Origin of the sequence: Haloarcula rubra (genome assembly GCF_019599465.1) — an archaeon.
Taxonomy (GTDB): Archaea; Halobacteriota; Halobacteria; order Halobacteriales; family Haloarculaceae; genus Haloarcula; species Haloarcula rubra.
In genome coordinates, this window is sequence record NZ_RKLR01000002.1 from 461,422 (window position 1) to 480,605 (window position 19,184).

Genomic DNA, 19,184 nt, shown 5'->3' on the forward strand with positions numbered 1-19,184 from the left:
CCTCTGTGCGCCATCCGTAACTACTGCCCCCTCGGTCACCCGTCACTGAGACACGGTACGACCGACCGACGTATAAAAGACCCCCCGAAACGGATAGGACTACCCGACCGCGCTCAGGACCCGCGCGGCCGGTGAATCCCGTCCAAGTCCTCGACCGTCGGGCCGTTGACGATGCGGACGGTGTCGCCCGACCGCGTGACCCGGAAGGCGTCCGCGAAGGAACTGCTGTCGGGGACGACGTAGACGTTCGTCCGGGGCTGGGTCGCCCCGTGTTCCTCGACCAGCGCCGCCCGGTAGGCCCGTGCGAACTGGCGAGCGTCTTCCTCGGAGTCCCACGTGCTCACCCAGACGTAGCCGCCGGCACCCGACGCGTTGCGGTAGGGGACGACGCTGTCACCGCCCCACCCGGCCGATGGCTCGCTCTCGTAGCGGTAGCGACTGGCGTCGGTCTGGTTGTTGTGGTACATCGTGGCGAAGATGGAGGCCTCACCGACGGTGTCGGCCACCGGGTCGTGGTCGAAGCGGTTCCACTCGTCGTTCGAGCGGTCCGGGACGGTGACGTTCTCGGGCTCCTCGTCGGGGTACTTCTCCGGGTGGATGACCTGTTCGGTGCTCTCGGGGTACTGCTCGTAGACGGCGTCGACGGCGTCCCACCCGCCGTCGCCGTAGACGCTGTCGATGAACGCCGGCCCCGTCGCGTAGGGCTGGTAGATGACGGTGAACAGGCCGGGGTACCGCGGGCCGCTACCGCCGCCGCCACCGCTCCGCTCGGGGCGGGCGACGCAGCTCCAGTCGTCCTCACAGCGGCGCTGGTAGAGGTACTGGACGTAGTTCGCCTCGCCCTCCACGAGGCCGTCGCGGGCCAGTTGCTGATCCTGGGTCTCGGCGGAGCCGTTCAGTCCGAACTGCTGGTCCTGCAGCGCGTGGACGAGTTCGTGTGCCAGCGTCCGCCGGTCGATGTGTGGCGTCTCGGTGGGACTGACGATGACGATCTCGTCCCGACTCGGCGAGTAGAAGCCCTGCACTGACGTCGAGAGCGTGTCGTCGATGGCCTCGCTGCTCCCCGACTCCTCGCCGATGAGCAGCAGCGACTCCCACACCTGGTCGTTCCACGGGTCCTCGGGCGGGCCGCCCGAACTCCCGTTGCCCCGCGAGCGGTTGCGGTACTCCGCTCGCGAGATGACGTCGACGGGCACCGACTCGATGAACTCGCGGTTCCGAATCTGCTCGATGCGGGCCATCGTCCGGGCGGTGACGGCCTCGCGCTCGCTCTCGTTGAGGCCGTCCTCGGTGGTCACGTCGACGGGGTCGTCGTACCAGTAGCCGTTCTCCCAGCCGATACTGTCCTCGCCGTTCGGGGCGTCGGGGTGGTCGTTGCCGCCGAAGGCGGGGACGGTACAGCCAGCGAGGACGACAGTCAGTACGAGTAGTAGTTCCTTACGCATCGTAGACCTCGTTCAGTTCCGATTCCGTCGGGGCGTTGACGACGGTGACGGTGTCGCCGGAGACGTGGACGGCGACGGCGTCGGTGAACGGACTCGACTCGGCTAGCACCCACGTCTCGTCTGCGGTCTGGGTCCCGCCCCAGTGTGCGAGGACGGCCGTCCACGTCCGAGCGAACGCCGCGGCGTCTGCCTCTGTCTCCCAGGCCGTACGCCAGACGTAGGCCGTCTCCGACCCGTTCGTGTAGACGTGCATCCGGCCGCCGTCCCACCCGGTCGTCGCGGGGAGCGCGTAGTTGTACGGGTCGGTGTCGTCGAGTCCGTTCCCGTCGTAGTTGAACACGTCGCGCTGGGTGACGACGGCCGACTCGTTGTAGTCGTCGGCGAGCGTGTACGCCGCCGTCGCGGCGATGGCCGACGGGCCGACGACGGCGTAGTCGGGCCGGGCCCGGTCGGTCGACGGTCTGACGCGCTCCCACTCGTCGGTCGAGCGGTCGGCCAGTGTCACGTCTCGTGGCTCCCAGTCGGGGTACTCGGCCGGCGTGACGACCTCGCGAGCGCCGTCGGGGGTCTCGTCGTAGGCGTCGTTCACGGCGGCCCACCCACCGCGGTCGCGGAGGTCCTCGACCAGCCCCGCCCCGTCGCTGTACGGGAAGTACAGCAGGAAACCGATACCGAAGTGTCGGTCACCGCCACCGCCGCCACCGGCCGCACTCGGCAGGCACTCCCACTGGACGCCACAGCGGGCGGTGTAGTCGTCGGTCGTCGCCACGGCGTCGCCCTCCACGAGGCCGTTGCGCCCCTGTATCGCGTCTCGCGTCCGGGCGTCACTGTCGAGGCCGAACCGCTGGTCCTGTAGCGCGTGGACGAGTTCGTGTGCCAGCGTCGACTCCGCTATCGTGGGCGTCTCCGCGTCGGAGACGACGACGATGGCCTCTCGGCTGGAACTGTAGTATCCCAGCACGCTCGACCCGAGTTGGCTCCGCTGGACCGCGATGGAGTCCCGGTCTTCCCCGACGAGGAACAGCGCCTCGAACTTCGCGTTGTCGAACCGGCGGAGCGACTCGCCGGGGTCGCCGCCGCGACTCTGGTTACGGTACTCCTCGCGAGAGACGACGGTGACGGGCACCGTCCGTTCGAACTCCAGTTCCCGGACGAACTCGACGCGAGCCATCGACCGGGCGACGACGGCCTCGCGCTCGCTCTCGTTGAGGCCGTCCTCGGTGGTCACCGCCAGCGTCTCGTTGTGCCAGACCCCGTTCTCCCAGCCGCGGACGTCCGTCTCTGGGTCCGGTGGCGCCGTCTCGCTCGCACGGTCGTCGCCGTCGCTCTCGTTGGTGTCCAGTTCCAGCGTGAACACCTCGTCCGCCGTCGGCGACGGCGTCGCCGTCTGGTCGGGCGAACCGAGGCTACTCCCGAACCCCTGACACCCGGTGAGCAGGAGGGCGACGGCACACAGGAGGACGGCGGACTGGCGGCGCATCTACCCTACTGAAGGGGAGCGCGGTGAAAAGTCACACGCCCGGAGTAAGGTTGGTAGGCCTCGCGGCCGAACTATCGGGTATGCAACTGGACCCGACTAAGACGGCCGTCGTCGTGGTGGACATGCAGAACGGGTTCTGTCACCCCGACGGCAGCCTCTACGCACCGGACAGCGAGGCGGCCATCGACCCGGTCGGCGAACTGGTCGCCCGGGCCCGCGAGGCCGACGCGAGCGTCGTCTTCACCCGCGACGTCCACCCGGCCGAACAGTTCGAGGACAACCACTACTACGACGAGTTCGAGCGGTGGGGCGAACACGTCGTCGAGGGGTCGTGGGAGGCCGAACTCGTCGACGAACTGGACGCCGACGCGGCCGACCTCGTCGTGGAGAAACACACCTACGACGCCTTCTACGAGACGCAACTGGGCGGGTGGCTCGACGCCCACGGCGTCCGCGACCTCGTCGTCTGCGGGACGCTGGCGAACGTCTGCGTCCTGCACACCGCGTCGAGTGCGGGCCTGCGGGACTATCGCCCCATCCTCGCCGAGGACGCCGTCGGCTTCATCGAGGCCGAACATCGGGACTACGCCCTCGAACACGCCGAGTGGCTGTTCGGGGAACTCGCCGAACGGGACGACATCTCGTTCGCCTAAGCGGGGTCGACGGTCACCTCGACGGCGTCGCCCATCGCCAAATCGACGCCCTCGCCGACGAGTTTCACGCCGGCGTCGTCCCGCGAACAGAACAGCGCCAGCCCCGTCACCGGGTCGCCGTTCGCGCGGACGGTCACGTCGTCCCACGCGACCGTTCGCCCCTCGGCAGTGCCGACCTGCTGGCCGGCGACGCTCGCTCGCCTCGGCCCGTCGCCCACACCGGCGCCCAGTAGCCCGCCCCACTCGTAGTGCGGGAGGCCGCCGTCGAGGACGCCATCCGCGTCGTTCGCCACCCCCGCGAATCGCTCGCCCGGAGCGGGATGGGCGGGACTGTCGAGTCGCGCCCACGTCTCGCCCGTCTCGACGACGGTGCCGGTGCCGTCCCACGCCAGCGGTTCGACGTCGACAGCCACGTCGACGGGCAGCGACCCTGACGCCCGGTAGGGGTCGGCGTCGTGATCCCGAAACCCGAGGTGGACGTGGTTCGGGACCCACGGCGCGAAGAAGCCCGCTCTGACGTGTTCCCCGACGTCGTCGCCGACGGCGACGCTGTCACCGGCTTCGACGCTCGGGTCGACGTGCAGGAGGCGGGCGACGTAGTCGCCGGTGTCGACCAGAATCAGGTGGTCGTGTTCGGCGGCGTAGGGTTTCGGCGGCGCACGCACTGCCTTCGTGTCCAGCACCTCGCCGGCGACGGGCGAGGGCGCTCGCGCTCCCTCGGGGTAGAGGTCTATCGCACAGCCCTCGTCGTGGGCGTCGAACGGCGAGTTGTACAGCGAGAAGCGGTAGTACCGGTGGAGTACGTCCGCGGCGACGGTGACGGCCATCGGCCACAGTTTGGGTGTCGCGGGGCATGTGCCTGTCGTCCGAGAGTTTATGCCCGAAGACGGGACCACGGCCGGCAGTGCGCTGAGTCCCGCCGCGACGGGGGCCGCGGGTGTGCGACACGTCCCGTCGTGACCGCCGTGTGTCGCCTGTCCGCAACCACGTACCGGCGGGAGCGTTTAGTTCACGTCGGCCTTACGACCGCTATGCGACTCCTCCGGGGCCGGACGAGCGACTACGAACGCGACTACGAGCGCACCCGCGAGATGGTCGCCGGTGTCGCCGACGACGCGACGCCCGCACTCCGCGTCTGGACGCCGCACCGACAGGTGGCGTTCGGTCGGCGTGACCGCCGTGCCGGGGGGTACGACCGCGCCCGCGAGGCCGCCGAGTCCCGGGGCTACCCGGTCCTCGAACGGGCCGTCGGCGGGCGCGCCGTCGCCTACACCGGCACCACCGTCGCGTTCGCCCTCGCGGAACCGGTCGACGGCGGACGCGGTGACATCGGGGGCCGCTACGACCGCGTCTCGGCGGCGGTCCAGCGCGCTCTCGGCGACGTGGGCGTCGACGCCGTCGAGGGTGAACCCCCCGACTCCTTCTGTCCGGGCACCCACTCCTTGCAGGCCGACGGCAAAATCGCCGGCCTCGCCCAGCGCGTTCGCCAGAACGTCGCGCTCACCGCCGGTATCGTCGTCGTCTGCGACCACGACGCCGTCGCGGCGGTGCTCGACCCGGTGTACGAGGCGCTCGCCGTCCCGTTCGACCCCGACGCCGTCGGGAGCGTGTCGCGTGCAGGCGGCCGCGGCGACCCGGACACGGTCGTCGAGGCGCTCGAACGGGCACTCGTCGGCGACCGGTCCGTGACCGCCCGCGAGACTATCGGCTGACTCGGGCGGGGCGTCTTCCGAGACACTTAGGGGTGCGCCCGGACGAGGGACGGTATGCTCATCCGCAACGCGACGCTCGCGGACGGCCGGCAACGGGACGTCCGGGTGCGTGGTGAGACCGTCGCCGAGGTCGGCCGCGACCTCGAACCCGACGACGAGGACACCATCGAGGCGACCGGCAAGCGACTCTTCCCCGGAATGGTGGACGCACACGTCCACTTCCGACAGCCCGGCTACCCACACAAAGAGACGTGGGAGAGCGGCTCTCGGGCCGCCGCCGCGGGCGGCGTCACCACCGTCGTCGACCAACCCAACACCGACCCGCCGACCGTCGACGGCGAGGCCTTCGACCGGAAGACCGAGTTCGCGGCCGACTCGATAGTCGACTGGGGCATCAACGGCGGCGTCACGGCCGACTGGATACCGAACGTCCTCCTGCGCCGACGCCTGTTCGCGCTGGGCGAGGTGTTCCTCGCGGACTCGACCGGCGACATGGGTATCGAGACCGACCTCTTCGAGGAGGCGCTGGAACTGGCGACCGACGAGGGCGTCACCGTCACCGTCCACGCCGAGGACGCCGACTACTTCAACGACGACGCCCGCGCTCGCACGGACGCCGACGCGTGGAGCGCCTACCGGACCGCTGAGGCGGAGGCGAAGGCCGTAGAGCGGGCCTGCGAGGCCGCCCAGCGGATGGACGCCCGCATCCACGTCGCCCACACGTCGACCCCGGAGGGTATCGACGTCGCCGCCGACGCCGGTATGACGACGGAGGTGACGCCCCACCACCTCCTGCTCTCGCGGAAGGACCTCGGCGAACTGGGCACGTTCGGGCGGATGAACCCGCCGCTCCGCCGCGAGAAGCGCCGTCGCGAGGTGTACGACCGCGTGGCCGACGGCACCGTCGACATGATCGCGACGGACCACGCGCCCCACACCCGCGAGGAGAAGGACGCGAGCATCTGGGACGCCCCCTCCGGCGTGCCGGGCGTCGAGACGGTCCTCCCACTCTTGCTGGCCGAAGCACGGGACCCCGACACGGAACTGACCTACGAGCGCGTCCGGGACCTCACCGCCGCGAACCCCGCCGACGTCTTCGACGTGCCACAGAAGGGCGCCATCGAACCCGGCAAGGACGCCGACCTCGTACTGGTCGACACCACCGAGACGACGGAGATTCGCGGCGACGACCTCCACACCGACTGTGGCTGGACCCCCTTCGAGGGCTTCGAGGCCGTCTTCCCCGAGTGGACGATGGTCCGCGGGACGATGGTGTACGAACGAGACATCGACGAGGACGTCTTCTACGACCAGCAGGGCGAGAACGTCCGGGACGCCGACGGCGAAGTGTTGGAGTGAGGCACCGTGCCCGGTCTCGGGGTGTGTGTACACAACGCATACCCGCGCTGTGGTCTTACCTCGACACGGTGAGAGGAACGTATGCCACGCTGTGAGAACTGCGGCGCCGAACTCGAGACCGCCGACGACCTCGAACACGACGAGGTCGACGAACTGACACTCGTCGAGGAGGGAGAGGGGCCGCCACGCATCCAGATCGGCGTCGACATCCGTGACGTCTACCGGTGCAAGAAGTGCGGGAAGGTCCTCGGCGTGAGTTGAGGCTACCGCTGTCGGTCGAGACGGTACTGGGGGACCGGCCGGAGCAGTCCGTAGACTGTTCTGTACCCGACGAGGCCGACGCCGAAGCCGACCAGCGCCGCCGTCGCGACGACGGCGACCGGGTGCGGGAGCAGGACCGCCATCCCGGCCGCGACGCTGACGAGCAGGACGAGCGACGCGAGTGCGACGACCTCCGGGAACAGGCCGGGTACGGCGTCGTGTTCGACGACGTAGAGTGCCACGGCGAGCAGGCCGGCCATCGCCACCGTGACGGCGGGGACCGCCGTGACCGCCGCGACCCCGTCGCTGAAGAACGCCACGGCGAGGACCGCGAGACCGACGAGCAGGTCGTTCTTCAGGACCGCTCGCGACTCATCGGTCATCGACGTCGAACTCGTGGCCACACTCCGGACAGCAGACCTCGTCGTGCCGGAGCGCCGCCGAGTGTTCGCGGACCTCGCGCATGACCGTCGAGATGCGGTCCTCGGCCTCCATCTCCTCCTCGACGGCGAGGTCGACGCCCTCGACCTCCAGCAGGAACTTCGCCACCTCGGTGGCCTCGTACATCACGTCGTCCAGTTCCTCGGCGGTGAAGAAGTCCGACATCGCGCCGTAGAGGAACGTCGCGCCGGCCTTACGGACCTTCTCCTCGAAGGACGCCCGTGCTTGGTTGACCGCCTGTGGCGTGTACGTGTCGGTCATGAACGGGACGAGTTCGGGGAGGTTCTCGCCGATTTTGGTCATCTCGACGCCCGTCTCGGTGCGGAAGTCCGCACACAGGCGAGCGATGGCCCACTCGCGGGCGGTGACGTACGTCCGCTCGCGCAGGAACTCGTTGGCGCGGTCGTAGGTGCCCCCCTCTATCTTCGTGAACCGCTCGTACTTCCGGACGTCCTCGGGCACGTCGCTGGCCGGCGTGACGCCGCCGTCGACGGCGTCCTCGGCGCCCGACCCCTCTGCCCCGTCGTCGGGCGCGTCGTCTGGTTCGTGTGGCCTGACTACCCGTGTCGGCTCCTCGTCGCTGTCCGGCGGTGTCATGGCCGTCAGTGTGTGCCCGCGCCGAAAAAGCGTATCGCCCCGACCGCTCGCGCTCGCTCGTCAGGTGGCTTTTTCAGCGATGCCGACCGAACCCACTCGTATGCACATCCTGCTCGGCGTCGGGGGCAGCCAGTTGTCCTACCACGCACTCGAGGAGACCATCGACCGCGCACAGGAGACGGACGACGACCTCACTATCGCCATCTTCGACAACGAGGAGGCGGACACGGACGCGGAGGAGGTCAGAGAACGCGTCGAGTCGACGCTCTCCGAGGCCGGCTTCGAGGCGTCGATACGGTACATCGGCGGGGAGTCGCCCGGCAGCGAACTGGTCGACATCGCCGAGAGCGAAGGGTTCGACCGCATCGTGCTGGGCGGCGGCGAGCGCTCCACGCTGGGGAAGATTCAACTCGGCTCCGTCGTCGAGTTCGTCCTGTTGAACGCCCAGACGCCGGTCACGCTCGTCAGATGAGCCGGACCTACCCCGACGAACCGGCCGGTGAGTTCCCAACGCCGCCCCGGACGGTCACCGACAAGGAGGGCCGCGACGTCGAGTTGGTCCCTGCCGACGAGGCCGACCGCGAGGCCGTCGTCGCGATGTACGTCGACTTCGACCCGGCCGACCGAGCACAGGGCATCCCGCCGGCCAAGGAGGCGGGCATCCGCGACTGGTTGGACACGATTCTGGACGGCGACTGTGTCAACGTCGTCGCCCGGTACGACGGCGACGTCGTCGGTCACGCGACGCTCGTGCCGGACCGACACGGCGAACACGAACTCGCCATCTTCGTCCTCCAGTCGTTTCAGGGGGCCGGCATCGGCACCGCCCTCGTCGAGACGCTGCTGGGACAGGGCCAACACGCCGGCATCGAGAAGGTGTGGCTCACGGTCGAGCGGTGGAACGACGCCGCCGCCAACCTCTACCGGAAGGTCGGGTTCGAGACGAGCAACGCGGAGAGCTTCGAGATAGAGATGGCGATACGGCTCTAGACCGAGAGGACTGGCTGGCTCGCGTACTCTAAGACGTACAGCGCCGCGCGGCCCACCGCCTCCCCGCCGTCGCCCTCTCGCGGGACGACGATGAAGTCGGCCTCGACGTCCTCGGCCACGTCCAGCACGACGCTCCCCGGCGTCTGCATCAGGCGGTGTTCCGAGAACGCCGTCGCGGTCGAGGTGTCGAGAGCGCCGTCGTGGCCGGAGTCCCGGAACGCCTCACGGACCCGTCCAGTGAACGCCCGGTGTTCCTCCGCGACGGCCTCGGCGTCGACGTGCCCGTCGTCGATGTCCCGACGGAGGCGTTCGTCGAGCACGAACAGCAGGTGGAGGTCGGCGTCGTATCGCTCGGCGATGGCGATAGCGTACTCGGCCGCCCGCTCGGACCGGTCGCTGCCGTCGACCGGCACGAGTACGAGGTCGATGTCCATCACCTGTCTCTGTGACCGGCCCGGACAAAAAGCCACCCCCTCGCGGGCGCTGTGGGCCGATGGGGCGGCTTTTTGGTCGTCCCCCCGGTAGGCCGAGACATGTTCGACACGGTGGTCATCGCGACAGACGGGTCCGGCAGCGCGGAACGGGCCGTCGAAGCCGCCCTCGACCTCGCCGCGCACTTCGACGCGACCGTCCACGCGCTGTACGTCGTCGACTCCGGCGAAGTCGATGCGACGCCCGAGGAGGTGCGGGAGGAACTGGAACGCGCGCTGGCGACGACCGGCGGGCGCGCCCTCTCGTTCGTCCGGGAGACCGCCGCCGCCGAGGCCGACGACGACGTCGTCACCGCGGTCCGGCAGGGCGACCCCGCCGACGAGATATGCCAGTACGCCGTCGACCACGGCGCCGACGTCGTCGCCACCGGGACCCGGGGGCGACACGGTGAACACGGCTTCCTGCTCGGCAGCGTCGCCGAGGAAATCGTCCGACAGGCGCCGATGCCGGTGCTCTCGGTGCGCCAGCTAGAGGGCGAGGCCAACCCCGAGCGCGAAGCGGTCTGAGACGGACCGCCGGGTTCATTGCCGCCGGCCGGCACGTACGGGCATGGACGATTGGCTCATCGACGACGACCGTCTCTCTATCGAGCGTAAGTCTGTCCTCCCCGGCGAGGGCTTCTTCATCCCCGACTCCTACGAGGAAGAACAGGCCGAGGCCGAGGCCGCCGAGACGCTCTCCGACGCCGGCGTGGTGGTCGTCGCCGACCCCGACGCCGACGGACTGGCCTGCACGGCCCTGATTCGCGAAGCCCACGGCGAGGGCGCCCTGCTCCCGGCCGGCCCGCACGAACTGCAGGAGGCGCTCGCGTGGACCGCCGAGTACGCCGAACCCGAGGCGACCGTCTTCGTCTGTGACCTCTGTCCCGACAGCGAGTCGGACCTCGGCGCACTCTCGGACCTCGTCGCCCGCGTCGAACGCGTCGCGTGGTTCGACCACCACCAGTGGGACGAGGCCCTCGGCGAACTGGTCGACGAGGCCGGCGTCGAGCGGACCGTCGGGGAGAGCGACGAGGTGTGTACCGCCGACGTCGCCCTCGAACAGTTGGACCACGAGTTCGAGGAGCGATGGGCCGACCTCGCGGCGGTCACGCGGGACCACGACCTCTGGATTCGGGACGACGAGCGCAGCGACGACCTCGCCGATTTCTCGTACTGGTCGGACCCCGAGGAGTACATCGAGGCCGTCGCCGAACACGGCCCGGACCTCTCGCCCGAGGTCCACGAGTTCCTGGCGGAGAAGCGCGTCGAGAAGGAGGCCCTCATCGAGAAGGCCGTCGACCGCGCGGAACTGCGCGAGGTCGGCGGGTGGACCGTCGGCGTCACCTACGGCCGCTGTTCGCAGAACGAGGTCGCCGAGGCCCTGCGCGAACAGGGTGCCGACGCCGCCGTCGTCGTCAAACCCGCCGGCTCGGCCTCCATCCGGGGCACCGAGAACTTCGAACGCGCTCACGAAGTCGCCCGGCAGGTCAACGGCGGCGGCCACCCGAAAGCCGCCGGCTGTAAACCCGACATCTACGACGACATGATGGACTACGCCCACCACTGGACGACTCACGGTGCGGTGGCGAAACAGGCCATCGTGGACGCGTTCAAGCGGTTGCCGGAAGAGGCGGAGGAAGGCGTCGACACGGAGCGGTAGGTCCGCGAGCGGAGCGAGCGCCTTTTTCGCCCACGTTTTTCGAGGAGTGGTGGTCGAGCGGAGCGAGACCACCCGACGAAGAAAAAGGTGGACTCGGACGACTCACGGTGCGGTGGCGAAACAGGCCATCGTGGACGCGTTCAAGCGACTGCCGGAAGAGGAGTAGCGAGGCGCGAGCGAAGCGAGGGCCTCGAACCGAAACGGCGACCGAAGGGAGCCGTGAAGGACGAAGAAGGCGTCGACACCGAGCGGTAGCGGGTCGAGGCGCGATTACTCGTCGACGACCCACTTGTCGCTGTACCGCTCGCCGCAGGCACAGACGGCGTAGGCGTGAATCACGTCACCCTCGGCGTAGAGGCCGCCCACCTCCTCGTTCTGTGCCTCGGCGAAGGCGAAGACGAACCGCGTCGTGTGGTTCTCCTCCGGTTCTTCCTCTTCGACGGGACAGACTGCGCCGGTCAGGTCGTCGCTGACGTGGCCTTCGGTCCCCATCGCCTCCTGTGCGAGTCCCATCGGGTCGATGCCGGTGGCCGACTGGAAGGCGTTGCGCCCGTCGTCGCCGGGGAGGACGAGGACGTGGCCGTCCTCGACGCTCTCGGCGTACTCCGCCAGCGCGCCGGGGTTCGAGACGGCGTCCTCGTGGAGGAAGAAGAGGACGTCGTCGGGCCGCTCGCCCGCCAGAAACTCCGTGTGCTTGCTCATACTGGCTCCGAGTCGTTCGGAACGCAAAAGCACGGCGTTCTCCGGTTCAGTCCGCTCCGGACGCCGTCTCCGTCGCCGAGAATCGCCTATCGCCTTTTTCACTCTTGTTGCCGAAGTAACACGTATGGTGACGCACCATCCCGCCAAAGGTGTCGAACTGTACCGCGAGGACGGCGCGTTCGTCGTCCTCGTCGAACTGTCGGAGTTCGACCGCGAGGACGTCGACCTGCGGTGGCACGACCGGCGGCTCCACGTCGAGGCCGAACGTCACGAACCGGGCGAGCGCTCGCGAGTCTTCCACCGCTCGGTGGGACTCCCGCGCCCGATTCGCGAGGCCGACATCACGGCGACCATCGAGGACGGCGTGCTGGAAGTGACGCTCCCCATCGACGACCGGGCGCGCGAGGGGCGACGCATCGACATCACGTGAGCGGTCGGCGTCGACGCATCGACTGTCCGACCGCCCCCACAGTTTTGCGCCGCCGGGCCGACACGGCCACGTATGGTCGACCTCAGCGAGTACGTCACGGACGTCGTCCACGAACCGACTCAGACGGACAGTCCCGGCTTCGACCTGACCGTCGCCGCGGTGTCCGAGGTGGTCGAACCGGGCCGCGTCGACTTCGGCGGCGGCGAACTCGAACCGGCGACGACGACGCCCCACGCCAGCGCGAAACGCGACCCCGACGACGATTACGAGTGGTGGACGCTCCGCGAGGGCCAGTACCTCGTCGCGTTCAACGAGTCGCTGACCGGAGAGGCGACGGTGACCGTCCAGCCACGGACCGAACTCCTCGAACGCGGCGCGACGCACCCGACGCTCCACGTCGACGAACTGCCCAGCGTCCCGCTCTCGGTCGGTGGCGCCGGACTCGAACTCAAGGAGAACGCCCGCATCAGCACTATCGTCGCCGCCGACGAGTGAGTCAGTCGTCGGCGACGGCCGAGGACGCGGCGGTCGCCGACCCGTCGCGGCCGGCCCGTGGCGTCGGCGTCGGGGCGTCGCCCGACAGCGTCTCGGCCGCCCGGGACAGCGACGTCGAGACCGCTCGCTGGTGGTCGCTCGCCCGGCAGGTGGTCGCCTGCAGAGCCACCACTGCCTCGTTCAGCGCGGTCAGTTCGTCGCTCAAGCCGTCCATCGACTCGCTCAGCGTCCCCATCGCGTCGCCGAGGTCCCGTGCCGATTCGTCGCTGCCGATTCGCTCGTCCGTCGCCGCCGTCTCGTCCATACACCCACCGACGCACCACCCGCTGGTGCCGGCAGTACCTAACCAGTTAGCGTTTCGACCTCGCAGACTGCCCTCGACAGACCGTGGGGGACGGTCACGAGGGATGGCACCGACGCTTCGATGCGCTTTTGAAGCGTCATAGATACACAACAGGTATGGCTGAATTCACTGTCGCTGTCTCCGACCCGGAGAGCGGCCACACGTACCAGATCGACGTCGACGGACAGGACGCGAACCGCTTCATCGGCCGCGAACTCGGCGACGAGGTAGATGCCGGTGCCGTCGGCCTCGACGGCTACACGCTCGAACTCACCGGTGGCTCCGACACCGCCGGCCGACCGATGCGACCGGACGTTCGCGGGTCCCAGACGAAGTCCATCATGTCCGACGGCGGCGTCGGCTTCGAACCGACCACCGACGGCGAGCGAAAGCGCATCACCATCCGCGGCCGCGAGGTCAGCGACGACACCCGCCAGATCAACGCCAAAATCGTCGGCCGCGGCAGCGAGTCGGTCGACGACCTCCTCGGCGCCGACGACGAGTGAGCGAGCGCGTTCCGAGCGACCACGACGCCGTCGAGACACACCGCGTCCCCGTCGAGGCCATCGGCCGCACCAACCGCCCTCGAGTCGTCCTCCCCGACACCGTCGACCTGCAGGACGGCGACGTGGTCGAGATGGCGCTGGACGGCGACGACTACTACGCGGCCGTCGAGACCAGCATCGAGGGCGACGTCGTCGTGACCCACGTCGCCGACAACCGACGCGTCGCACGCGACCACGAGGGCGAGAACCGTCTCGCCGAGTGGGTCCGCGACGGCACCGTCTCGCTGGGCGGGTCGGCGCACCTCGACGTCGTCACTGCCGGCCACCAGTACGGCCTCCGAACACCGGGCACTCGCGTCGTCTACACCGCGACGGACGCCCCCGACTCGTCGTTGTCCGACATCGCACAAGATTTGGACGGATGACGCCGTCGACTTCGGTTTTCCCGACTGATACTGGCGCGAAACGCTCAATAGACCGGCGGCTGTAACCGGTACCACGAGCGACATGTCGGAATCAGTCATCGCGGACTTCGTCGGCCAGTTCAACTCGGAGGTGGCCAGCCGCGGTGACCCCATCAAGGGGCGCGTCGTCCTCTCGCAGAAACGCCTCGTCCTCGCCGCCAGCGAGGACGACAAACTGACGATTCCGCTGGACTCCATCTTCGACATCGCCATCGGCCAGGTCCCGCCGGACCTCGGGGACTTCTTCAAGTCGACGGTGACAATCGCCTTCGAGAAGAACGGCCGTCGACTCGTCGCCGCCGTCGAGGCCGACGACGAGAAGATAGAGAAGTTCGGGACGCTTCTGTTCAAGGCTATCGTCAACGGCACCGAGACGACGGTCAAAGAGCGCGCCCGGGTCGGCGGCCGGGTCACCGACGACGAGTTCCAGTCGGCCCGCCTCTACCTGACGCCGGGCACCGTCGAGTTCCGCCGCGGCGACGACACCTTCGCTATCGCCCTTGAGACGGTCTCCGACTTCGAGCGGACGACCAGAGAGATTGCCGGCGCGTCTCGGCCGGTGCTCGTCGTCCGGCACATGCAGGACGGCACCGCGGTGACGACGCTCGCGGCACTGGCCTCCAGCCGGAAGATGGCCATCCTCGGGCGGTACCTCCGCCGGGAGTACTCCGGCCTCATGGAGGAACTCCAGAACGTCGACCTCACGAAGGACAAGAAGGAGGTGCTGGTCGCCATGTACTCGACTGGCGACATGGAGGGGATGCCGCTGGCGAGCATCCTCGGGAAGGACTCGGCCGCGGTGTCGATGCTCCTGCAGGACCTCGAAGCCGACGGCCTGATTCAGGACGGGTCGGACGGCCCGACGCTCACGCCGAAGGGACAGGTCGTGGCGAGTCGGTTCCTAGAGGACGTCAACGCCTAGGCTCCCACTTTTTACTGCGGGGGTGTCCTCGCGCCGTCGGCGCTGCGGGCACCCCCGCTTGCAAAAACTTGGGGAAAAACGGCCGAAGTCGCGGCGACGCCGCGAGTTCGGTGTCCTGCGTGAGCCCTGCCTGCCCCCGGGTCGCTCGGGCGCGATGCGTCGCGCCACTCGCTCCCGGCCACCGCACCGCCAGACCGTCTCTGCACGCGAATCGCTACCCCTCGGTCGCTGCCTCGACCAACTCGGCGGCCAGTCGCGCCGTGTCCGCGCCGGTTTCGGACAGAATGTACGTGATGGGTTCGATGCCGAACGCGCCGCGGTGGAAGACGACGTCCGGGACCGCGCCGCGCGTTTCGAACTGCTCTCGCAGACGGTCCCCGCGGTCCTCGTAGCCCGCGTCGAACTCCATCGTGTCGAGGCCGCGGGACTCGGCGGCCGCGAGGAGGGCGTCGTCGGTCGCGAGGTTCAGCGCCCCCCGGCGCTCGGGGTCGACGGCCATCGCGGCCAGAATCGTCGTCGCGACGTGTTTCGAGGCCCCGAACTCGGGGTTCGCGGGCACTTCGACGCCGTTGTCCATCACGTAGATGCGGCCCGGCACGGCGGCCACGTCCGAGCGACGCTCGGCGTCCGGGAGCGCCGTCCCGACGTTCGTGCCGACGTTCGGGACGAACGCGGCGAGGCCGGGCGTGGTCGCGAGGACGCGACTGGCCTCGCGGACGCTGTCCAGCACCGCGCGCTCGGTTCGGAGTTCGGGGTTCGCGCCCCGGACACAGAGGTCACAGCCCAGTCCTTCGAGGCCCGGCATCGCCTCCTCGTGGAGTTCGCAGATGGGGCCCCGGTCCTCGAACGCGCGGACGAGTTCTAAGACGGCCGCGAGCGCGTCGTAGGGGTCCATCTCGTCGGTCGCCAGTCCGTCGGCGACTCGCTCGACGGTCGCCGCGGTCCGCGGGTGGTCGACGATACGTGGCTCCAGCGCCGGGTCGCCGCTGACGTACGTCGAGACGGCCGCCTGCGTCACGCCGAGGTGCGCCGCTATCTCCTGCTGGGTGAGCCCGTGGTCCGCGAGTTCGCGGGCCAGCAACACCCGGAGCGTCGGCAACACGTCCTCGACGACGATCTCGCTCGGCAACCGGAGCGACATACCACGGGATTGGACGACCCGCGGCTTAACAGTTCGACATCGGCGGCCCGTCGTTTATAATCGGGTTGTATCAACAAGTTATATTGCCGTGGGCCGACGACGCACATCCATGAGTTTCACCGACGAACTGGCCGACGTGGGCGACCCGATATGGGACGCCGTCGTCGACCACCCGATGGTCGAACGGCTCGGGGAGGGGACCCTGGACGAGGCCCCCTTCCGCTACTGGGTCCGACAGGACTACGTCTACCTCGTGGAGTACGCACGGGTGTTCGCGCTGGGGGCCGCCAACGCCCCGGACCTCGAACGGATGGGCACCTTCGCGGAACTGCTGGACGCGACCATCAACACCGAGATGGACCTCCACCGGGAGTACGCCGCCGAGTTCGGTATCTCGGAGGCCGAACTGGAGGCGACCGACCCGTCGCCGACGACGCGGGCGTACACGGACTTCCTCGTGCGCGTCGCCGCCACCGGGACGTTCGGTGACCTCGTGGCCGCACTCCTGCCGTGTATGTGGGGGTTCCACGAGACGGCCGTGCGACTCGACGAACGGGGCCGCCCCGACCACGAGCAGTACGCGGCGTGGATAGAGATGTACGTGGGCGAGGAGTTCGCCGACCTCGCCGAGTGGTGCAAGGACCTGATGGACGACGTGGCCGCCGACGCCACCGCGGCCGAACGCGAGCGCTATCGCGACATCTTCGAGACGTCGGCCCGCTACGAGTACCGCTTCTGGGACGCCGCGTGGCGCGAGGAGGAGTGGTCGGTGTGACCGGGGACCCGTCGGCGGTGCCGGACACCTACGCCGCCTACGCCGAGAACCGCCCGGACCCCAGATTCACCGACTGGCTTCGCGCACAGTCGGGGTCGTCGTGGGACGCCGCCACCGACCATCGGTTCACCCGCGAACTCCACGCCGACGCGCTCGACGACGCCGTCTTCCGGCGGTACCTCGTGCAGGACTACGCCTTTCTGGAGACGCTCGTCGGCGCGTTCGGTCACGCAGTCGGCGACGCGCCGTCGATGGCCGCCAAGTCCCGACTGGTCGACTTTCTCGGGACGCTCACCGACGACGAGAACGACTACTTCGAGCGTTCGTTCGACGCTCTCGACGTGCCCGAGTCGACCTACGAGGACCCGGTGCTGACCGAGACGACGGCGGCGTTCCGGGACCTCCTCCTGCGAGCCTCGCGTGAGGGCGGGTACGCCGAGACGCTGGCCGTCCTCGTCCCCGCGGAGTGGGTGTACCTCGCGTGGGCGACCGCGGCGGGCGACGCCGACCGGCCGGAGCGGTTCTACCTCGCCGAGTGGGTCGACCTCCACGCCGTCCCGGCCTTCGAGTCGTTCGTCGCGTGGCTTCGGACGGAACTGGACCGCGCCGGCGCGGCCGCCAGCGAGCGCCGACAGGCCCGCCTCGCCGACCTGTTCTGCCGGACCGTCGACCTCGAAGTCGCGTTCTTCGACGCCGCCTACGGGGCCGACACGGCGGCGACCGACGGGGGTGACCGCTCGTGGTGACCACCGCCGTCGCGCTGGGACTGACCGTCGTCACTCTCGTCGCCTTCGCCGCGCTGGGCGTCTGGTACACCCGTGGACAGGACCGCTCGGCCGACGACTTCCTCACCGCCCGCAACTCCGTCGGCGAGGGGCGGACGACGGCGACGCTCGTCGCCTCGGTGATGGGCGTCTGGATACTCCTCTCGGCGCCCGAGGCCGGCGCCGGGTTCGGTATCGCCGCGGTCGTCGGCTACGCCGTCGGCGAGGCCGTGCCGATGCTGGCCTACTCGAAACTCGGCCCGCGCGTCCGCGAACTCCTCCCGGAGGGCCACTCGCTCACCGAGTACGCCCACGCTCGCTACGGATCGGCGATGTACGGCTTCGTCGTCCTCGTCAGCGCGCTGTACATGTTCGTCTTCGTCGCCGCGGAACTCACCGGCATCGCGGGAGCGCTCTCGCTCGTGGCGGGCGTCCCGCAGTGGCAGACCGCGATTCTCGTCGGCGGGTTCGTCCTCCTGTACACGGGGTACGGCGGCCTCCGGGCGACTATCGTCACCGACACAGTGCAGGCCGTCCTCGTGCTCCCCCTCCTCGCACTCGTCGCCGCCGGCGTCCTCCTCTCGCTGGGCGGCCCCGCCGCCGTCTACGACGGCGTCGTCGCGACGAACCCAACGCTCGTCGACCCGGGCTTCCTCCCGGGCCTCCAGTTCGGCCTCGGTCTGGCCTTCGCCATCCTCGGCGCGGAACTCGTCAACCAGACGTGGTGGCAGCGCATCTACGCCGCCCGCGACAGCGAGACGGTCGCCGGCGGCTTCCGCAACGCCACCCTCCTCAACGGGGTTATCGTCTTCGTCGCGGCACTGCTGGGCGTCGTCGCCGCCGGCCACGCCGACGTGGTCACCGACATCTCCAGTTCGGCGTACAACGCCGACGTGGCCTTCTTCGTCCTCGTCGAGAGCGCGTTCGGCGAGTGGCTCCTCCTCGGCGTCGTCCTCCTCGCACTCTTGCTCGTGGTCAGTTCCGTCGATTCGCTGTTCTCGGCGCTGGCGAGTCTCGTCACGGCCGACCTCCCGCGACTGCTCGCGGACCCGGACGACCGCACCCTCCGACTCGGCGCACGGGCGCTCACCGTCGTCGTCGCCGTCGCTGCCGTCTACGTCAGCCTGCGCGCTCGGAGTGTCTTGCGCCTGTTCTTCTTCGCCGACCTGCTGGGCGCCGCCGTCGCCTTCCCGCTGGTCTACGGGCTCTACTCCCGCGGCCTCACCGGGCCCGGCGCCCTCCTCAGCAGTCTCGCCGGCCTCGCGGTCGGGCTGGCGTACTTCCCGGACCTGCGCGGCGTGACGACGGCGGTTCCCGTCGTCGGGGACCTCCTCCCGGCGGCCGACCCGCTGTATCTCACCTCCTTCGCCGGCGCCTTCCTCGTCTCGACGGCCGTCGCCGTCGTCGCCGCCCGCGTCTCCGACGCGTCGTTCGACTTCGACCGTCTCGCGGACGCCGGCCGGGCGACGGTGACCGACGGCGGCACCGACGCCACCGACTGACCCGGCGCCGGTTCTCCGACCTGATAACCGCCCCACCACAGTCATATACCGCCGTTGCCAACCGCCGGT

General features: G+C 69.4%; 25 protein-coding genes. 16 read left to right on the forward strand and 9 right to left on the reverse strand.

Annotated features, from left to right (window positions below; genetic code table 11):
* Positions 1–113 precede the first annotated feature (113 nt).
* Together EGH21_RS07080 and EGH21_RS07085 are read right to left on the reverse strand one after the other, a co-directional pair.
* Positions 114–1,445 (reverse strand): Hvo_1808 family surface protein, encoded by a 1,332-nt coding sequence (locus EGH21_RS07080; RefSeq protein ID WP_220617771.1) that lies wholly within the window; start codon positions 1,443–1,445, stop codon positions 114–116.
* Positions 1,438–2,925, reverse strand: a complete 1,488-nt coding sequence (locus EGH21_RS07085; protein ID WP_220617772.1) for an Hvo_1808 family surface protein — start codon at positions 2,923–2,925, stop codon at positions 1,438–1,440. Before EGH21_RS07085 ends, EGH21_RS07080 begins: the two co-directional genes overlap by 8 nt.
* Positions 2,926–3,005: 80 nt before the next feature.
* Here EGH21_RS07085 and EGH21_RS07090 point away from each other — a divergent pair, with 80 nt between their 5' ends.
* A complete protein-coding gene (locus EGH21_RS07090) occupies positions 3,006–3,578 on the forward strand; it encodes a cysteine hydrolase family protein (protein WP_220617773.1) in 573 nt (190 codons plus the stop codon).
* On the opposite strand, the gene EGH21_RS07095 is transcribed toward EGH21_RS07090, so the two are convergent.
* Complete coding sequence (locus EGH21_RS07095) at positions 3,575–4,405, reverse strand: DUF8155 domain-containing protein (RefSeq protein WP_220617774.1); 831 nt, start codon at positions 4,403–4,405, stop codon at positions 3,575–3,577. The two genes, EGH21_RS07090 and EGH21_RS07095, sit on opposite strands and share 4 nt — an antisense overlap.
* 204 nt (positions 4,406–4,609) lie before the next feature.
* Here EGH21_RS07095 and EGH21_RS07100 point away from each other — a divergent pair, with 204 nt between their 5' ends.
* The 3 genes from EGH21_RS07100 to EGH21_RS07110 all read left to right on the forward strand — a co-directional run bounded on the left by EGH21_RS07100 (position 4,610) and on the right by EGH21_RS07110 (position 6,910).
* Positions 4,610–5,290 carry a lipoate--protein ligase family protein gene (locus EGH21_RS07100; protein WP_220617775.1) on the forward strand — a complete coding sequence of 227 codons (681 nt, stop codon included), beginning with the start codon at positions 4,610–4,612 and terminating at the stop codon, positions 5,288–5,290.
* Between the two features lie 54 nt (positions 5,291–5,344).
* On the forward strand, positions 5,345–6,649 hold the full coding sequence (locus EGH21_RS07105) for a dihydroorotase (protein ID WP_220617776.1): 1,305 nt from the start codon (positions 5,345–5,347) through the stop codon (positions 6,647–6,649).
* An 81-nt stretch (positions 6,650–6,730) separates the two neighbouring features.
* Positions 6,731–6,910 carry a hypothetical protein gene (locus EGH21_RS07110; RefSeq protein WP_220617777.1) on the forward strand — a complete coding sequence of 60 codons (180 nt, stop codon included), beginning with the start codon at positions 6,731–6,733 and terminating at the stop codon, positions 6,908–6,910.
* Positions 6,911–6,912: 2 nt separating this feature from the next.
* Here EGH21_RS07110 and EGH21_RS07115 read toward each other — a convergent pair whose 3' ends face one another.
* The gene (locus EGH21_RS07115) at positions 6,913–7,293 is read right to left on the reverse strand and encodes a hypothetical protein (protein WP_220617778.1); all 381 of its coding nucleotides are present in this window, start codon (positions 7,291–7,293) and stop codon (positions 6,913–6,915) included.
* Positions 7,283–7,948: a DUF5806 family protein gene (locus EGH21_RS07120; protein ID WP_220617779.1), complete on the reverse strand. Its 666-nt coding sequence runs from the start codon at positions 7,946–7,948 to the stop codon at positions 7,283–7,285. The genes EGH21_RS07115 and EGH21_RS07120 overlap by 11 nt, the downstream gene beginning before the upstream one ends.
* A 100-nt stretch (positions 7,949–8,048) precedes the next feature.
* Here EGH21_RS07120 and EGH21_RS07125 point away from each other — a divergent pair, with 100 nt between their 5' ends.
* Positions 8,049–8,420, forward strand: coding sequence for a universal stress protein (locus EGH21_RS07125; RefSeq protein ID WP_220617780.1), 372 nt, complete (start codon positions 8,049–8,051; stop codon positions 8,418–8,420).
* Entirely contained in the window at positions 8,417–8,938 is a 522-nt protein-coding gene (locus tag EGH21_RS07130) for a GNAT family N-acetyltransferase (protein WP_220617781.1), read from the forward strand. Before EGH21_RS07125 ends, EGH21_RS07130 begins: the two co-directional genes overlap by 4 nt.
* On the opposite strand, the gene EGH21_RS07135 is transcribed toward EGH21_RS07130, so the two are convergent.
* Positions 8,935–9,372, reverse strand: a complete 438-nt coding sequence (locus EGH21_RS07135) for a universal stress protein (protein ID WP_220617782.1) — start codon at positions 9,370–9,372, stop codon at positions 8,935–8,937. The genes EGH21_RS07130 and EGH21_RS07135 overlap by 4 nt on opposite strands.
* A gap of 99 nt (positions 9,373–9,471) precedes the next feature.
* On the opposite strand from EGH21_RS07135, the gene EGH21_RS07140 reads away from it, so the two are divergent.
* Together EGH21_RS07140 and EGH21_RS07145 are read left to right on the forward strand one after the other, a co-directional pair.
* On the forward strand, positions 9,472–9,936 hold the full coding sequence (locus tag EGH21_RS07140) for a universal stress protein (RefSeq protein ID WP_220617783.1): 465 nt from the start codon (positions 9,472–9,474) through the stop codon (positions 9,934–9,936).
* Positions 9,937–9,979: 43 nt separating this feature from the next.
* Positions 9,980–11,071 (forward strand): DHH family phosphoesterase, encoded by a 1,092-nt coding sequence (locus EGH21_RS07145; protein ID WP_220617784.1) that lies wholly within the window; start codon positions 9,980–9,982, stop codon positions 11,069–11,071.
* A gap of 270 nt (positions 11,072–11,341) precedes the next feature.
* On the opposite strand, the gene EGH21_RS07150 is transcribed toward EGH21_RS07145, so the two are convergent.
* Positions 11,342–11,773 (reverse strand): DUF5807 family protein, encoded by a 432-nt coding sequence (locus tag EGH21_RS07150; RefSeq protein ID WP_220617785.1) that lies wholly within the window; start codon positions 11,771–11,773, stop codon positions 11,342–11,344.
* Positions 11,774–11,897: 124 nt separating this feature from the next.
* On the opposite strand from EGH21_RS07150, the gene EGH21_RS07155 reads away from it, so the two are divergent.
* The gene (locus tag EGH21_RS07155) at positions 11,898–12,203 is read left to right on the forward strand and encodes an Hsp20/alpha crystallin family protein (protein ID WP_220617786.1); all 306 of its coding nucleotides are present in this window, start codon (positions 11,898–11,900) and stop codon (positions 12,201–12,203) included.
* Between the two features lie 72 nt (positions 12,204–12,275).
* A complete protein-coding gene (locus tag EGH21_RS07160) occupies positions 12,276–12,698 on the forward strand; it encodes a dCTP deaminase/dUTPase family protein (RefSeq protein ID WP_220617787.1) in 423 nt (140 codons plus the stop codon).
* A 1-nt stretch (position 12,699) separates the two neighbouring features.
* On the opposite strand, the gene EGH21_RS07165 is transcribed toward EGH21_RS07160, so the two are convergent.
* Entirely contained in the window at positions 12,700–13,002 is a 303-nt protein-coding gene (locus EGH21_RS07165) for a hypothetical protein (protein WP_220617788.1), read from the reverse strand.
* Positions 13,003–13,157: 155 nt separating this feature from the next.
* Here EGH21_RS07165 and EGH21_RS07170 point away from each other — a divergent pair, with 155 nt between their 5' ends.
* From EGH21_RS07170 to EGH21_RS07180, 3 genes are all read left to right on the forward strand, one after another.
* Positions 13,158–13,547, forward strand: coding sequence for a 30S ribosomal protein S6e (locus EGH21_RS07170; RefSeq protein ID WP_220617789.1), 390 nt, complete (start codon positions 13,158–13,160; stop codon positions 13,545–13,547).
* Complete coding sequence (locus tag EGH21_RS07175) at positions 13,544–13,972, forward strand: DUF7112 family protein (protein ID WP_220617790.1); 429 nt, start codon at positions 13,544–13,546, stop codon at positions 13,970–13,972. Before EGH21_RS07170 ends, EGH21_RS07175 begins: the two co-directional genes overlap by 4 nt.
* Before the next feature lie 82 nt (positions 13,973–14,054).
* Positions 14,055–14,933, forward strand: a complete 879-nt coding sequence (locus EGH21_RS07180; RefSeq protein ID WP_220617791.1) for a CheF family chemotaxis protein — start codon at positions 14,055–14,057, stop codon at positions 14,931–14,933.
* A gap of 214 nt (positions 14,934–15,147) precedes the next feature.
* Here EGH21_RS07180 and EGH21_RS07185 read toward each other — a convergent pair whose 3' ends face one another.
* A complete protein-coding gene (locus EGH21_RS07185) occupies positions 15,148–16,074 on the reverse strand; it encodes a thiamine-phosphate synthase family protein (protein ID WP_220617792.1) in 927 nt (308 codons plus the stop codon).
* 109 nt (positions 16,075–16,183) lie between these two features.
* Here EGH21_RS07185 and tenA point away from each other — a divergent pair, with 109 nt between their 5' ends.
* The 3 genes from tenA to EGH21_RS07200 are packed head-to-tail and all read left to right on the forward strand — an operon-like array spanning position 16,184 to position 19,115.
* Positions 16,184–16,849, forward strand: coding sequence for a thiaminase II (gene tenA, locus EGH21_RS07190; RefSeq protein ID WP_220617793.1), 666 nt, complete (start codon positions 16,184–16,186; stop codon positions 16,847–16,849).
* The gene (locus EGH21_RS07195) at positions 16,837–17,595 is read left to right on the forward strand and encodes a TenA family protein (RefSeq protein ID WP_425433297.1); all 759 of its coding nucleotides are present in this window, start codon (positions 16,837–16,839) and stop codon (positions 17,593–17,595) included. The genes tenA and EGH21_RS07195 overlap by 13 nt, the downstream gene beginning before the upstream one ends.
* The gene (locus EGH21_RS07200; protein ID WP_220617794.1) at positions 17,589–19,115 is read left to right on the forward strand and encodes a sodium:solute symporter family transporter; all 1,527 of its coding nucleotides are present in this window, start codon (positions 17,589–17,591) and stop codon (positions 19,113–19,115) included. The genes EGH21_RS07195 and EGH21_RS07200 overlap by 7 nt, the downstream gene beginning before the upstream one ends.
* Positions 19,116–19,184: the final 69 nt, after the last annotated feature.

What these genes read in the sequence shown, in the direction of transcription:
- EGH21_RS07080 (WP_220617771.1), bottom strand. Translation starts at nt 1,445, where the DNA reads ATGCGTAAGGAACTACTACTCGTACTGACTGTCGTCCTCGCTGGCTGT.
- EGH21_RS07085 (WP_220617772.1), bottom strand. Translation starts at nt 2,925, where the DNA reads ATGCGCCGCCAGTCCGCCGTCCTCCTGTGTGCCGTCGCCCTCCTGCTC.
- EGH21_RS07090 (WP_220617773.1), top strand. Translation starts at nt 3,006, where the DNA reads ATGCAACTGGACCCGACTAAGACGGCCGTCGTCGTGGTGGACATGCAG.
- EGH21_RS07095 (WP_220617774.1), bottom strand. Translation starts at nt 4,405, where the DNA reads ATGGCCGTCACCGTCGCCGCGGACGTACTCCACCGGTACTACCGCTTC.
- EGH21_RS07100 (WP_220617775.1), top strand. Translation starts at nt 4,610, where the DNA reads ATGCGACTCCTCCGGGGCCGGACGAGCGACTACGAACGCGACTACGAG.
- EGH21_RS07105 (WP_220617776.1), top strand. Translation starts at nt 5,345, where the DNA reads ATGCTCATCCGCAACGCGACGCTCGCGGACGGCCGGCAACGGGACGTC.
- EGH21_RS07110 (WP_220617777.1), top strand. Translation starts at nt 6,731, where the DNA reads ATGCCACGCTGTGAGAACTGCGGCGCCGAACTCGAGACCGCCGACGAC.
- EGH21_RS07115 (WP_220617778.1), bottom strand. Translation starts at nt 7,293, where the DNA reads ATGACCGATGAGTCGCGAGCGGTCCTGAAGAACGACCTGCTCGTCGGT.
- EGH21_RS07120 (WP_220617779.1), bottom strand. Translation starts at nt 7,948, where the DNA reads ATGACACCGCCGGACAGCGACGAGGAGCCGACACGGGTAGTCAGGCCA.
- EGH21_RS07125 (WP_220617780.1), top strand. Translation starts at nt 8,049, where the DNA reads ATGCACATCCTGCTCGGCGTCGGGGGCAGCCAGTTGTCCTACCACGCA.
- EGH21_RS07130 (WP_220617781.1), top strand. Translation starts at nt 8,417, where the DNA reads ATGAGCCGGACCTACCCCGACGAACCGGCCGGTGAGTTCCCAACGCCG.
- EGH21_RS07135 (WP_220617782.1), bottom strand. Translation starts at nt 9,372, where the DNA reads ATGGACATCGACCTCGTACTCGTGCCGGTCGACGGCAGCGACCGGTCC.
- EGH21_RS07140 (WP_220617783.1), top strand. Translation starts at nt 9,472, where the DNA reads ATGTTCGACACGGTGGTCATCGCGACAGACGGGTCCGGCAGCGCGGAA.
- EGH21_RS07145 (WP_220617784.1), top strand. Translation starts at nt 9,980, where the DNA reads ATGGACGATTGGCTCATCGACGACGACCGTCTCTCTATCGAGCGTAAG.
- EGH21_RS07150 (WP_220617785.1), bottom strand. Translation starts at nt 11,773, where the DNA reads ATGAGCAAGCACACGGAGTTTCTGGCGGGCGAGCGGCCCGACGACGTC.
- EGH21_RS07155 (WP_220617786.1), top strand. Translation starts at nt 11,898, where the DNA reads ATGGTGACGCACCATCCCGCCAAAGGTGTCGAACTGTACCGCGAGGAC.
- EGH21_RS07160 (WP_220617787.1), top strand. Translation starts at nt 12,276, where the DNA reads ATGGTCGACCTCAGCGAGTACGTCACGGACGTCGTCCACGAACCGACT.
- EGH21_RS07165 (WP_220617788.1), bottom strand. Translation starts at nt 13,002, where the DNA reads ATGGACGAGACGGCGGCGACGGACGAGCGAATCGGCAGCGACGAATCG.
- EGH21_RS07170 (WP_220617789.1), top strand. Translation starts at nt 13,158, where the DNA reads ATGGCTGAATTCACTGTCGCTGTCTCCGACCCGGAGAGCGGCCACACG.
- EGH21_RS07180 (WP_220617791.1), top strand. Translation starts at nt 14,055, where the DNA reads ATGTCGGAATCAGTCATCGCGGACTTCGTCGGCCAGTTCAACTCGGAG.
- EGH21_RS07185 (WP_220617792.1), bottom strand. Translation starts at nt 16,074, where the DNA reads ATGTCGCTCCGGTTGCCGAGCGAGATCGTCGTCGAGGACGTGTTGCCG.
- tenA (WP_220617793.1), top strand. Translation starts at nt 16,184, where the DNA reads ATGAGTTTCACCGACGAACTGGCCGACGTGGGCGACCCGATATGGGAC.